The sequence below is a fragment of the Stenotrophomonas sp. FR024 genome, assembly GCF_047500745.2.
Taxonomy (GTDB): domain Bacteria; phylum Pseudomonadota; class Gammaproteobacteria; order Xanthomonadales; family Xanthomonadaceae; genus Stenotrophomonas; species Stenotrophomonas maltophilia_A.
Genome location: NZ_JAXAXM020000001.1, coordinates 185827 through 198641 on the forward strand (window position 1 = coordinate 185827; position 12815 = coordinate 198641).

Consider the following 12815-nt stretch of genomic DNA (forward strand, 5'->3'; position numbering starts at 1 on the left):
CCCTGCGATGGAGAAGATCCGATGAGTGATTGCGGCTGCCACCACGAGGCAAAGAACGCGCAGGAACGGCGCGTGCTGTGGATCGCTCTGGCACTGAACGCTGCAATGGCGGTGATTGGCGGCATTGCCGGCTGGATCGCCCATTCCACCGGCTTGCTTGCCGACGCACTGGACATGCTCTCCGACGCCACGGCCTACGCCATTGGGTTGGTCGCTATCGGTCGGACGGCGCGCTTCAAGGCCAACGCTGCTTGGGTTAGCGGTAGCGTGCTGCTGATTCTGGGCGTTGGCGTGCTGGTCGAGGTCGGCCGCCGCGTACTCCACGGGGCTGAACCGGTAAGCGGGTGGATGATCGGTACGGCTCTATTGTCGCTAGTGGTCAATCTCGCGGTCCTTCGCATGCTGGCGCCACTGAAGTCTGGCGAAGTACATCTGCGGGCAACGTGGCTTTTCACCCGAGCCGATGTGGTAGCCAACGTGGGCGTGATCCTGGCTGGCCTACTGGTGTGGTGGCTGGCCAGTCCATATCCAGATTTCGTAATCGGTGCCTTTATCGGCCTCTACGTGATGAAGGAAGCCTTTGAAATATTGGGCGACGCGCGCCGGGCACGCGCCGACGCGCGCAAGACCCCTGCATGACCGCGGGCGGCCAGCTGGGATTTTCCCTGCGCTGATTGCTGCTGGCGAAATTGGCTGTCGGCCGGGATTTGCCTGAAATCGAGGCCGAAACGCGTACAGATGCGTATGAGCATCAGGTCGCGCCCTTTCGACCGCCAATTGCCGGGTGACGCATGTAGGCGCAGGCCGATCCCTGTGATCTCAAGAACCTTCGGAGTACTTCCATGTCTGTGCGATGGGCGGCCTTGGCCGCGTTGCTGTTAACGGGCGCAGTAGCGATGCCTGCGGTGGCGGCCGAATTGATGACCTTGGACGATGCCTTTGCACGCGTAGCCCAAACCCATCCGGAGCTGCGTCTGGTCGATGCGCGAGCCACTGTCCTCGCTGCCGAGCGAGATAAGGCGATGCAGCGTCCACCGTGGACGCTCGGTGCCGAGGTCGAAAACGCGCTGGGCACCGGCGCGGCCGGTGGCTTGGACAGCGCCGAGTTGACCTTGAGCCTGAGTTCGGTGCTGGAGCGCGGCGGCAAGCTCGAAGCCCGCCGTACCTTGGCACAAAGCCGGATTGATGCGCTGGCCGTGCAGCGCGAGACCGGGCGCCTGGACTTGCTAGCCGAGACGGCGCAGCGCTATTTGGCTGTCGTTGGTGCCGACCGGCAACGAAGCCTAGCGGACATCGATGTTGGCCAGCGCCAGCGAACCGTGGTCGCCGCCAGGCAGCGCCTGCAGGCCGGCGCCTCACCCGAGTCGGTGCTGCTCACCGCGCAGGCAGCGCTTGCGCGGGCCGAGCTGAAGCGTGATCGGGCCGAGCAACAGCGACTCGCTGCTCGTCAGCATCTGGCTGCTTTGTGGGGCGAACGTACTCCCACCTTCGAAGTGGTCCCGGCCGATCCGATGGCCCTGCCGGCGATCGCCTCCATGCAGACGCTGGCCGATGAGTTGGAACGGACTCCGGAATTGGCGCAGTTTGCCGACGCCCGCCGGATCGCGCAGGCACGCCTGCAGCTGGCGCGTTCAGCGGCCTCACCGGACCTGTCCTGGCAGCTCGGAGTGCGTCGACTACAGGAGACCGATGACACCGCGCTGGTCGCCAGCTTATCCATGCCGCTGGGCAGCCGCAGCCGCGCACAGCCAGAGATTCGAGCCGGCGAAGCCGAGCTGCAGGTCCTGACGATCGAGCGCGAGGCCAAGAGCCTGTCGCTGTACTCCACGCTGGTCGAAGCCCATGGCCGCTACACCGTGGCACAGGCCGAGGTGGCGCGCCTGCACGACGACGTGTTGCCGAAGCTGGCCCGAGCCGAGCAGGCCGCTGAGCGTGCCTATCGTGCTGGGGCGATCAGTTACCTGGAATGGGCACAGTTGCAGTCCGAACGCACCGCCATGGCCCAGCAACAGCTGGACGTCGCCTTGGATGCGCAGCGCGCCCTGATCGAAATTCAACGACTGACCGGCCAGGCGCTTGTCACGCCGCCGGCTGCCGCTTCCACTGGAGAGACCCCATGAATCGCTTTTCCTGGACCGCACTGGGCATGGCTCTGATGCTGGCGGCCTGCAACGCGTCGACCCCCAACGAAGCATCCGAAGGAGGCCACGCCGCTGAGGGCGAAGAGCACGGCGAGCACGAGGAAGCGCCGCTGGAAACCGAGATCGCGGCCAAAGCTGCGCAGGCGGCGGGAATCCAGGTCGCGCCGGCTGGACCCGGTGAGATTGCCGATGAGCATGAGGTGCAAGGGCTGTTGACCCCAATCGATGGGCGCATCGCGCAGGTCACTGCACGCTTCCCCGGACCGGTCCGTTCCGTGCGAGTGGGCGTGGGTGACCAGGTACGCACCGGTCAGGTGCTCGCGACAGTGGAGAGCAACCTCAGCCTGACCACCTACACCGTTACCGCGCCGATCAATGGCGTGGTCATGGCGCGTACGGCCGCCGTGGGCATGTCGGCGCCTGAGGGCGCCCCGCTGTTCGAGGTAGCCGACCTGTCCACGCTGTGGGTGGACCTGCACATCTTCGGCGCCGACGCCCAGCACATCGGTGCCGGCGTGCCGGTGACGGTCACCCGCTTGAGTGATGGCGTCACGGCGCAGACCACATTGGAGCGCGTCCTGCCCGGCACCGCCACTGCCAGCCAAAGCACTATTGCCCGCGCAACCGTAGCTAACACCGATGGGCTGTGGCGGCCGGGTTCAGCGGTCAAGGCGCGGGTCACCGTGGATCGCCAATCGGCGTCGCTGGTGGTTCCGATCACCGCCCTGCAGACCGCACAGGACCAGGACGTTGTCTACGTGCAGCAGGGCGAGACGTACCACACCCGGCCGATCAAGCTGGGGCGCCGTGACGCCGAACGCGCCGAAGTGCTGGAAGGGCTTAAGGCGGGTGAACGAGTGGTGGTGGCCCAAAGCTTCCTGATAAAGGCCGACATCGAAAAATCCACTGTGGAAGAGGAATGAGGCCCGCCATGCTCGAACGCCTCATTGGTCTGTCCATCCGCCACCGCTGGCTGACGCTGGTGCTCACCGCTGCGCTAGTCGCGCTGGGCGTGTGGAGCTACCGTCACCTGTCCATTGACGCCACGCCCGACATCACTAACGTCCAGGTCCAGATCAACACCCAGGCCCCGGGTTACTCGCCGCTGGAGGCCGAGCAGCGAGTGACCTTCGCCATTGAAACGGCCATGGCCGGGCTACCAAAGCTGGACTACAGCCGCTCGCTGTCGCGCTACGGACTCTCCCAGGTCACTGTCGTCTTCAAAGACGGCACCGACCTGTACTTTGCCCGCCAGCAGGTCGCCGAAAGGCTACAGCAGATCGCATCTCAGCTGCCCGAAGGGTTGGACCCAGAGATGGGTCCCATCTCTACCGGCCTGGGCGAGATCTTCATGTACACCGTGGAGGCTGAGCCCAACGCCCGCAAGCCCGACGGCACCCCGTATACCGCCACGGACCTGCGCACCCTGCAGGACTGGGTGATCCGGCCGCAGCTGCGCACCACGCCTGGAGTGACCGAGGTCAACACAATCGGTGGCTTTGAGCGGCAGATCCACATCACCCCGGATCCGGCCCAGTTAGTGGCACTGGGCTTTACGCTGAACGATGTGGTCGCAGCGGTCATGCGCAATAACCAGAACATCGGTGCCGGCTACATCGAGCGCAACGGCCAGCAATTTCTGGTCCGCGTGCCCGGCCAGCTGGCCAATCTGGACGCGATTGGGAACATCGTGCTGGACCGGCGCGATGGCGTGCCCATTCGCGTCCGCGACGTCGCTAGCGTAGGCGAAGGCAAGGAACTGCGCACGGGTGCGGCGACCCAGAATGGCCATGAGGTCGTGGTCGGTACCGCCTTCATGCTGTTCGGCGCAAACAGCCGGGAAGTCTCCCAGGCAGCCGCGGCCAAGCTGGACGCCGCCAACGCCAGCTTGCCCGCTGGCGTGCATGCAAAGGCCGTCTATGACCGCACCGCGCTGGTGGATCGCACCATTGGCACGGTGTCCAAGAACCTGATCGAAGGCGCGCTGCTGGTGGTGGTGGTGCTGTTCCTGCTGCTGGGCAATGTGCGCGCTTCGTTGATCACCGCGGCAGTGATCCCGTTGGCAATGCTGTTCACCATTATCGGCATGGTGCGTGGCGGCGTGTCGGGTAACCTGATGAGCTTGGGCGCCCTGGACTTTGGCCTGATCGTGGATGGGGCGGTGATCATCATCGAGAACTGTCTGCGCCGGTTTGGGGAGGCGCAGCACGCACTGGGCCGCCAGCTCAATGACGAAGAGCGCTTTGATCTGACCGCCTCGGCCACGGCTGAGGTGATTCGCCCCAGTCTGTTTGGTCTAGGCATCATCGCGGCGGTCTACCTGCCGATCTTCGCGCTGTCCGGGGTGGAAGGAAAAATGTTCCACCCGATGGCGATCACGGTGGTCTTGGCCCTGACCGGTGCCATGGTGCTGTCGCTGACCTTCGTACCGGCGGCAATTGCCACCTTCCTGCGCGGCCGTGTGGCCGAGCACGACAACCGCTTGATGCGCTGGTCACGTGCCCGCTACACGCCGCTGCTGGAGTGGGCGCTGCGGCGGCGGGTCGTAGTGCTGACAGGCGCGGCCGTGCTGGTGGTGGGGTGTGGCGTGCTGGCCACCCGGTTGGGCTCGGAGTTCGTGCCGAGCTTGGATGAAGGCGACATCACCTTGCAGCCCATGCGTATCCCCGGCACCAGTCTGGAGCAGTCGGTGGCCATGCAGGAAACGTTGGAGAAGCGCTTGGCCCAGTTCCCGGAGGTGGCCAACATCTTCTCCAAGATCGGCACCGCCGAAGTGGCCACCGACCCGATGCCCCCCTCCATGGCCGATACCTTTCTGATGCTCAAGCCCCGCGACCAATGGCCCGACCCGCGCAAACCCAAGGCCGAGCTGGTGGAAGAGCTGGAGGCGGCGGCCAAGGAGATCCCGGGAAGCAACTACGAGTTCACTCAGCCCATCCAGATGCGCACCAACGAATTGATCTCCGGCGTTCGCTCGGACGTTGCGGTCAAGGTCTACGGCGACAATCTTGACCAGCTGACCCGCCTGGCCAGCCGGGTCGAGCGCGTCCTGCGCGGGGTCCCCGGCGCCGAAGACGTCAAGGCCGAGCAGGTTACTGGCCTACCACTGCTCACCATCACGCCAGATCCAGCGGCATTGGCGCGGTATGGATTGAATCCGGGTGACGTGCAGGACACGGTGGCCACCGCCATCGGCGGTAGCGTCGCTGGCCAGCTGATCGAGGGCGACCGCCGATTCGACCTGGTGGTGCGTTTGCCCGAATCGCTGCGGCAAGACCCGGCTGTGCTTGCGGACCTGCCCATTCCACTGCCGGAGAGCACCAGTATCGATGAGTCCAGCCGTGTAGCCGCTGGTGCCAACGGTGGGCCTCGCACTGTTCCACTACGAGAAGTGGCGAAGATACAGGTAGAGCGCGGGCCCAACCAGATCAATCGTGAGAACGGCAAGCGTCGAGTGGTGATCACCGCCAACGTGCGTGAGCGTGATCTTGGCGGATTCGTTGGCGATCTGCGTACCCGCATCGGCCAGGATGTACCGCTTCCACAGGGGTACTGGATCGATTACGGCGGCACGTTCGAGCAGCTGATCTCGGCCAGCCAGCGCTTGGCGGTGGTTGTCCCGGTCACATTGGCGCTGATCTTCGCCCTGCTGTTCATGGCCTTCGGCTCGGCCAAGGATGCCGCCATCGTGTTCAGTGGCGTTCCCTTGGCATTGACTGGTGGCGTAATTGCCTTGGCTCTACGCGGAATTCCGCTGTCAATCTCTGCGGGCGTAGGCTTCATTGCGCTTTCGGGCGTGGCAGTACTCAATGGCTTGGTCATGATTGCCTTCATCCGCCGACTGCGTGAGCAAGGCGACGCCCTCGAAGATGCTGTCCGGGATGGCGCCCTGGGGCGACTACGACCGGTCTTGATGACTGCCCTGGTGGCTTCCCTTGGTTTCCTGCCGATGGCTTTGAACGTAGGCGCTGGCTCTGAAGTACAGCGGCCGCTGGCCACGGTCGTAATCGGCGGTATCGTGTCCTCGACCGCGCTGACGCTGTTGGTCCTGCCGGTGCTGTACCGCTGGCTACATCGCGACCGCGGCAGTCGTGGCGATGGCGCTATCCAAGATTCCTCAACCTCATGAACGAGATCAATTTGGAAGAGGTCCGGGCAGCGATGTTCACGGACCCGGGCGTGAAAGCAGTAGACAGCCTGCGGCTGGTCCTAGGCCCGGCAACTGGCCGCGCAATTGTGGCCACGATCACTGTCGCCGCCCCCTCGGTGGACCTTGATGGTCCACGCTGTGATCGCCCGGGTACTTTTCGATCAATTCGGCATCGAGCAGGCAGTGCTTTCCTTCAACGACCCTGGGCCGGCGCCGCCGCCACCCACGACGGCGCCCTTGAAGAAATTGTGATCGCTGCGACTCTCCTGAGTGCCTACGCAGTTATCGTGTAAACGGCAGCCAAATCCAAAGCGCGATGAGCGTGGTAAGCAGGACGGGGGGCGTCAGGATGAGCCCTACCTTCATGTACTGCCCCCACGTAATCCGTTGGCCTTTTCCGGCAAGGACATGCAACCACAGCAGGGTCGCTAGCGACCCAATTGGGGTCAGCTTGGGACCAAGGTCGTTGCCCACGACGTTGGCGTAGATCATCAGCTCGCGAGTGGCCGTCGATATGTTCGCCCCATCGATAGCAAGCGCACCGACCAGTGTCGCAGGCATATTGTTCATAATGGAGGCGAGAGCAGCGACCGCAAAGCCCGTACCAATCGTTGCCACGAAGCTACCCTGCGTTGCCAACCACTCTAGGATTGCACTCGCCGCCTCAGTCAGCCAGGCATTACCCAGTCCGTAGACGACTAGATACATGCCGATCGAGAACAGCACGATCTGCCAGGGTGCGTCGCACAGGATCTTGGTCACAGCCATTGTGGCGCCCCGGCCTCCAGTCGCCCAGCGGCCTGCAATACCCATCAGCACTAGTGCAGCTGCACCCGTCACCAAAGCAATAGGAACGCCGAGCGGCCCGGTTACGAAGTACGCAATTAGTAGCAGTACTAGAAGAGGCAGCGCTGCGCGAAAAACTGCCACGTCGCGTATCGCGTCGCGGGGCGCTTCTAGATCCTGGACTGGATACCTACTGGGGATGTCGCGCCGGAACCAGAGCCATAGGACGATCAAAGTAGCTCCGACCGATACCAGGTTCACCGGCACCATGATCGCGGCGTAGCGCCCAAAGGATACGTCAAAGAAGTTCGCTGTAACGATGTTGACCAAGTTGGAGACAATGAGCGGAAGGCTGGCGGTATCGGCGATGAATCCGCAGGCGACCGTAAATGCCAGCGCGCCGGCAGGCGGGAAATTCAAGCGCAACAGGATCGCAAGAACAATCGGAGTCAGCAGAAGAGCCGCGCCGTCGTTGGCAAACACTGCAGCAATTGCAGCTCCCAGCAGGACAATGAGCGGAAAAAGCTTCCGACCATTGCCGCCGCCCCAACGGGCCACATGCAGGGCGGCCCACGCGAAGAAACCGGCTGCGTCGAGAATGAGAGAGATGATGATAAGAGCGACGAAGGTGAACGTTGCATCCCAGACAATTCCCCACACCGTTCCAACATCGTTCCACCCGACAACCCCAGTGGCTAAAGCAACGGCGGCACCGGCGAGTGCCGACCAGCCTATGCCAAGCCCGCGAGGTTGCCAGATCACGAAAACAAGAGTGACGATAAAGATCGCGAGAGCAAGCATGTAACCCACCGTTGGAAGTCAGATAGAGCGCTGATTGACGCGCTTGGAAAGCTCATCGGCGCTCTCAACGCGCTCGGAATAGCGATCAACGAGGTAGGCTGCGCGTCCTCGTACGAGCCAGGTGAACTTCACTAGCTCCTCGCATACGTCAACGACACGCTGGTAGTAGGCCGATGGCTTCATGCGCCCGGCCTCATCGAACTCCTGGAAGGCTTTGGCCACGGACGACTGGTTCGGGATGGTGACCATGCGCATCCATCGGCCAAGTACACGTAGCTGGTTTACTGCATTGAAGCTCTGCGAGCCGCCGGAAACCTGCATGACGGCCAGAGTCTTGCCCTGTGTCGGTCGCTTGGCACCGTCGGCCAGAGGTATCCAATCGATCTGAGCCTTCATAATGGCGGTCATGGCGCCGTGACGCTCAGGGCTGACCCAGACCATGCCCTCGGACCAGTACGCGAGCTCGCGAAGTTCGCTCACCTTAGGATGATCGGGAGACGCGCCGTCGGGCAATGGCAAGTCGTGCGGATCGAAGATACGCACATCGCAGCCGTACCAGCGTAGAAGCCGACCGACCTCCTCTGCGAGCAGGCGGGAAAAGGAGCGTTCACGCAGTGAGCCGTAGAGGATGAGCATCCGCGGTGGATGGATCGGGTCGCCAAGCCCGATGAGGGCGTCTACGTCGATCGGCGCAAGTTGTGTGGGGTCGATGTTTGGCAGATCTGCCGCAATGCGATCAATCACGGTGACGTCCCGGTTGTAACGATCTCGCCATCTTCCTTGGTAAAGGAAGACACGGGGTTCGCCAGCAGTGCGAGCACTTTCTCAGACGGTCGGCACAATGCAACGCCACGGTCGGAGACCACGATTGGACGGTTGATGAGAATGGGATGAGCCATCATCGCGTCCACCAGCTGGTCGTCGGTGAGGCCAGGGTTGTCCAGGCCCAACTCCTCGTATGGCGTTCCCTTCTTGCGCAGGAGGTCGCGAGGCGTGATGCCTATTGCGGCAATTAGTTCGACAAGTCTCTCGCGCGTCGGCGGTGACTGCAGGTACTCGATGACCTGCGGGTCTTCGCCCGACTGGCGCATCATTTCCAGAACGTTTCTGGACGTGCCGCAGGCCGGATTATGATAGATCGTTAGTGTCATGATGGATCTCTCAAGCAACGTCTGGTCGGGAGAACGAAGTGCCTTCGAGCTGGCCGATTGCGCAGACTTGCGCTGTCAATGCTGCTCGAGACAGCGTATGGAGTGGCAGCGCGACGAAGGCTCGGATGCGGTTTTCCAGGTACATCAGCGCCTTTCGGAAGGCGGCGCGTTGCCACATTTCCCCGTGAGCTTCGCGGATGGGATCCTCGATACCCCAATGCCCCGTCAATGGTCGCCCGGGCCACAGTGGGCACGCCTCGCCAGCAGCGTGGTCGCAGACAGTGAAGACAAAATCCATGCGGGGGGCACTTGCCGCGGCAAACTCCTCCCATGCTTTGGACCGCAGGCCTTCGACCGGGTAGTTGGCCTCGTGCAGCGTCTCAATCGCCAGCGGGTGGACCTCGCCCTTGGGGTGACTGCCGGCAGAGAACGCGTTGAAACGGCCATCGCCAATACTCCGCAGGGCGCTTTCCGCCAGTATCGATCGCGCAGAATTGGCCGTGCATAGGAACAGGACGTTGAAGGGCTGAGTAAGGCTCATCCGCAGGTCTCCGAGGTACATGGGCGGGCGAGTTTGAAGAGGTCACCGCAAATCTCGGGAGTCCCGGAGCAGCAGTCCTCAGTCAGAAACGCGAGCAGTTGGCGCATGTGCTCATAGCTAGCGGCGTACAGCACGCGCCGCCCGTCTCGCCACGAGCGCAGCAGGCCAGCTCGCTCCAGGGTCGAGAGGTGAAAGCTCATGCGTGGTGGCGCGATCGCGAGAGCTTCCGCAATTTCGCCGGAGGGCATGCCATCCGGGCCAGCACGAACCAGCATCCTGAATGCAGCTAGGCGATCAGACTGGGCGAGCGCAGAGAGTGCGAGGACGGCGGAATCATCTTTCATGTCTAGATCCTACAACTATTCTTGTAGTATGCAAGTGTCTGGCCGGCGATCCCATCTCCGGATGTACCTGTCCGGAATCGAGGTCTGCTGCGTGTCCTGCGAGCTACCGCTCCGCTAAGGCGTTTAGGATTGAGGCGTATAGAGCTGGTGGCCAACCAGCGCGCACGTGCCGTTATACACAAACGCCACACTCTGCCGCGCCCGGGTAAAGGCCACGTAATACTTGGGTGGCGCCGTTATGCGGGACGCGTCGGCAGTGCGCAGGTACTGCTTCAAAGGACCATTAGGGAAGATGAGGACTCGGCTATACGTGCGTCCCTTGGACTGGCCGAAGTTCATTGCTGGTAGGCCATCGCAAGCCTGCCGTCGGTCATGCCGCAGCACGGTTGGGGCAAACTCCTGCATGTACGCAGTGACATGCTCGGGCGCGACAAGGTATATGCCATCGTGACCGGTCAACTGATCATTGCCTGATTGGGTCCGGGGCATCTGCGGATAGAGCGCGTCGGCCAGATCACACAGGGCCTGCACGCATCGCAAACTCGTGAGGCGGTGATCGATCTGGCACAGGCCGTGCGACTCCCAAAGCTGGAATAACGTCGCCAAGTTCGGTCCGCGAAACTGGCTGTACCGAGGCGCGTAGTTGGTGGCGTAGGTCGCTTGGCGCGTGTCGCCCACTAGCGTAACGCCGATCGGGCTCTTCAACAGGCGCTCAATAAGATCTAGGTCGTAGCCAGCCAAGTCCTGCACTTCATCAACGTACACTTCGTCGTACATGTTCGCCAAGCGCGAGATGACCTGACCTTGAGTGAGCTCATCGCAACGAACGGCGAAATCGGAAGCCCGATCCGAATACATCCGGTCGCCTGCCAGGTAGTGGCGGGCTACCTGCGAGCGGGGTGCCCGGTTGTTCGTCAGTCCTTCAACGAACAGAATCGATTCGACCCTTGGCTCGCGGCACAATGCCGCCTGATAGGGTCGAATGCACTCGCGTAACAGAAATCCGTACCAGCTATACAACGTGACATTCGCAGGCACCGCGCCGGCTTGGGCCTCGAATGAGCGTCGGATCTCTTCGAGATTCTCCAAGGTATAAGTGAGCATAGCGACGCGGCGCTGTGGCCGCTCCAATGCCTGGCGAACCAGCAAGGTAGTCTTGCCAGAGCCGGCTGCCGAAAGCAGTACTCGGTTAGGCGATAGCACGCTGGACATAGTCCGGGAAATTGATCGAATGGGGGCTGTTGAAAATGGCTAGGGCCGTATCGGTCTTGTGACCTTTCATGTACTTGAGCAACGCCACCTCGTCGGCGAATGACTTGGCCAGCACGGTGTTCAGCTCGTCCAGTGAGTTGGCTTTAATAAGTTGCTCTTCCAACGATGGGGCGCTCTCGTCAGAATCATAGTAGATGGCATTGGGGAAGTCGGCATATCGCTCTTGCACCAGCGCGATATCGCCATCGTTGTCGGTGACAACTTTGGCCTGAATACGCAGGCGCTCCGCAATCTGCAAGAAGCGTTTAAACGCCAGTGATTTGACCGAGATGATGTCCACGCCACGGGCCAATGGCGCTACACCGTGGTGATCAAAGTAGGCACGTTGCACGATCAGCTCGTCGGACGGGCCCTCCACCAGAATTGCCTGCTTGGCCAGAATCAGTCGCAACGTGTCATGACCAGGAAGCTTCATGAAGTAATCGTGCGTATCATGCGGCAACTGATCCAGTTTCATCTGGCCTTGGGCGCTGAACAGGATCACGTTGTCCACGCCCAATTTGTTCAGAACGAAGCTGCTGTGGGTTGCGATGACCACCTGCTGCGTCGTGGAGAGCGCTGAAATCTTGTCAATCAGCTGGCTCATGCCAGAGAAGGAGAGGTGGTTCTCCGGCTCTTCGATCAGCAGTACATGCGCCGACCCTGCAGCATGCATAGCCAGCTTCATCTTTACTGCGCTTTGCTCACCCTTGCCAGCTTGGGTGAAAGGAAGCTCATCCAGGTACGGTGACAAGCTTGTTTCCCACGTTGAGCGCGGTGAAGAGTCCACGCCAACCGTCAGTGCTTTGTGACTGATGTCCCCCGTATGCTCAGTGAGATAAGCATTAATGGCGGCAACGTCGTCCTCTTCCGAGAAGCTTTGCCGCATGCGGCGAAAACTCAAAGATAGCGAAACGCGCTGCGCTGGGGTAAGCGCCTGTTCGATGATGCTGGCGATATAGCGATCGGCTCCGGACAGTGTCTTGATACCGTGGGTATCGATGATAGTTGAATCGAACGGGATGGTACGAGCGGTGACACCGTTGTTGGCAAAGGAGTACCAGCGCACCGTGTAGTACTCCACTGGGAGGCTGGTCGCGCCCTGGTGTTGCTGCAGGTAGGCGTTGAATTCCTCGCGATAGTCATCGCTAAGCTCGACCAGCAATCGGACGCCCGCACTGTCTAGACCTAATGAGTTGTTGGTGCCGCGCAAAGACGCCAGCGCGGGATCGTTCCCCAAATAGGCTTCAATGGAGATCCTGGGCGGTGACGCAGGCGTTCCTGCGCGCAGAGCCGCTAAGTACTCCCTCACCATTGGCTGGTGGAAAAGATAGGGTGTGAGCTCGTAGGTGAGGTTGCGACCATACAGCTGCCCAGTTATCACTGCGTGGATCGCTTCCAGCAAGGTGGACTTTCCCACCTCGTTGTCACCGACCACAAGGTTCATGTGCGCATTGAGCTGCAGATTGAGGTGGCGAAAAGACTTGAAGTTCTCGATAACAATACGTTCGATCGGCATGCTCCATCCCCCGGTGGACTATCCTGTCTCTACAGAACTTTACGCGGCTCGTAAGAACGATGCCAACTGGACTAGATTTGGAAAGAATGTTTTCTGGACAGACCTGATGGGCAGAGAAGCTAAGTCATCAA

At 61.5% G+C, this 12815-nt stretch carries 11 protein-coding genes and 1 pseudogene; 5 read left to right on the forward strand and 7 right to left on the reverse strand.

Annotation, left to right across the window (positions count from 1 at the left end; genetic code table 11):
* Window positions 1–21 precede the first annotated feature (21 nt).
* The 5 genes and pseudogenes from ACMZ91_RS00845 (at window position 22) to ACMZ91_RS00865 (ending at window position 6584) form a co-directional block, all read left to right on the forward strand.
* Window positions 22–639, forward strand: a complete 618-nt coding sequence (locus ACMZ91_RS00845; RefSeq protein ID WP_114618997.1) for a cation diffusion facilitator family transporter — start codon at window positions 22–24, stop codon at window positions 637–639.
* Window positions 640–842: 203 nt separating this feature from the next.
* Window positions 843–2120: a TolC family protein gene (locus ACMZ91_RS00850; RefSeq protein WP_414576665.1), complete on the forward strand. Its 1278-nt coding sequence runs from the start codon at window positions 843–845 to the stop codon at window positions 2118–2120.
* Between the two features lie 137 nt (window positions 2121–2257).
* A pseudogene (locus tag ACMZ91_RS00855) lies at window positions 2258–3064 on the forward strand (efflux RND transporter periplasmic adaptor subunit); the annotation flags it as partial.
* An 8-nt stretch (window positions 3065–3072) separates the two neighbouring features.
* Window positions 3073–6270, forward strand: a complete 3198-nt coding sequence (locus ACMZ91_RS00860; RefSeq protein ID WP_346473214.1) for an efflux RND transporter permease subunit — start codon at window positions 3073–3075, stop codon at window positions 6268–6270.
* A complete protein-coding gene (locus ACMZ91_RS00865) occupies window positions 6267–6584 on the forward strand; it encodes a hypothetical protein (RefSeq protein WP_346473215.1) in 318 nt (105 codons plus the stop codon). Before ACMZ91_RS00860 ends, ACMZ91_RS00865 begins: the two co-directional genes overlap by 4 nt.
* Here ACMZ91_RS00865 and ACMZ91_RS00870 read toward each other — a convergent pair.
* The 7 genes from ACMZ91_RS00870 to ACMZ91_RS00900 form a co-directional block, all read right to left on the reverse strand.
* On the reverse strand, window positions 6574–7878 hold the full coding sequence (locus ACMZ91_RS00870) for an arsenic transporter (RefSeq protein WP_346469667.1): 1305 nt from the start codon (window positions 7876–7878) through the stop codon (window positions 6574–6576). The two genes, ACMZ91_RS00865 and ACMZ91_RS00870, sit on opposite strands and share 11 nt — an antisense overlap.
* Window positions 7879–7896: 18 nt before the next feature.
* Entirely contained in the window at window positions 7897–8622 is a 726-nt protein-coding gene (arsH, locus tag ACMZ91_RS00875; RefSeq protein WP_005411450.1) for an arsenical resistance protein ArsH, read from the reverse strand.
* The gene (gene arsC, locus ACMZ91_RS00880; protein WP_414576661.1) at window positions 8619–9029 is read right to left on the reverse strand and encodes an arsenate reductase (glutaredoxin); all 411 of its coding nucleotides are present in this window, start codon (window positions 9027–9029) and stop codon (window positions 8619–8621) included. Before arsC ends, arsH begins: the two co-directional genes overlap by 4 nt.
* Window positions 9030–9039: 10 nt before the next feature.
* Window positions 9040–9570, reverse strand: coding sequence for an arsenate reductase ArsC (locus ACMZ91_RS00885; protein WP_346473216.1), 531 nt, complete (start codon window positions 9568–9570; stop codon window positions 9040–9042).
* Complete coding sequence (locus ACMZ91_RS00890) at window positions 9567–9914, reverse strand: ArsR/SmtB family transcription factor (RefSeq protein WP_099484974.1); 348 nt, start codon at window positions 9912–9914, stop codon at window positions 9567–9569. Before ACMZ91_RS00890 ends, ACMZ91_RS00885 begins: the two co-directional genes overlap by 4 nt.
* Before the next feature lie 123 nt (window positions 9915–10037).
* Window positions 10038–11063 carry a UvrD-helicase domain-containing protein gene (locus tag ACMZ91_RS00895; RefSeq protein ID WP_502321948.1) on the reverse strand — a complete coding sequence of 342 codons (1026 nt, stop codon included), beginning with the start codon at window positions 11061–11063 and terminating at the stop codon, window positions 10038–10040.
* Window positions 11064–11103: 40 nt separating this feature from the next.
* Window positions 11104–12684, reverse strand: a complete 1581-nt coding sequence (locus tag ACMZ91_RS00900) for an ATP-dependent nuclease (RefSeq protein WP_346473217.1) — start codon at window positions 12682–12684, stop codon at window positions 11104–11106.
* Window positions 12685–12815 lie beyond the last annotated feature (131 nt).

Excerpts from the sequence above, each read along its gene's own strand:
- ACMZ91_RS00850 (WP_414576665.1), top strand. The coding sequence starts at position 843 with ATGTCTGTGCGATGGGCGGCCTTGGCCGCGTTGCTGTTAACGGGCGCA.
- ACMZ91_RS00900 (WP_346473217.1), bottom strand. The coding sequence starts at position 12,684 with ATGCCGATCGAACGTATTGTTATCGAGAACTTCAAGTCTTTTCGCCAC.
- arsC (WP_414576661.1), bottom strand. The coding sequence starts at position 9,029 with ATGACACTAACGATCTATCATAATCCGGCCTGCGGCACGTCCAGAAAC.
- ACMZ91_RS00865 (WP_346473215.1), top strand. The coding sequence starts at position 6,267 with ATGAACGAGATCAATTTGGAAGAGGTCCGGGCAGCGATGTTCACGGAC.
- ACMZ91_RS00860 (WP_346473214.1), top strand. The coding sequence starts at position 3,073 with ATGCTCGAACGCCTCATTGGTCTGTCCATCCGCCACCGCTGGCTGACG.
- ACMZ91_RS00885 (WP_346473216.1), bottom strand. The coding sequence starts at position 9,570 with ATGAGCCTTACTCAGCCCTTCAACGTCCTGTTCCTATGCACGGCCAAT.
- ACMZ91_RS00870 (WP_346469667.1), bottom strand. The coding sequence starts at position 7,878 with ATGCTTGCTCTCGCGATCTTTATCGTCACTCTTGTTTTCGTGATCTGG.
- ACMZ91_RS00845 (WP_114618997.1), top strand. The coding sequence starts at position 22 with ATGAGTGATTGCGGCTGCCACCACGAGGCAAAGAACGCGCAGGAACGG.
- ACMZ91_RS00890 (WP_099484974.1), bottom strand. The coding sequence starts at position 9,914 with ATGAAAGATGATTCCGCCGTCCTCGCACTCTCTGCGCTCGCCCAGTCT.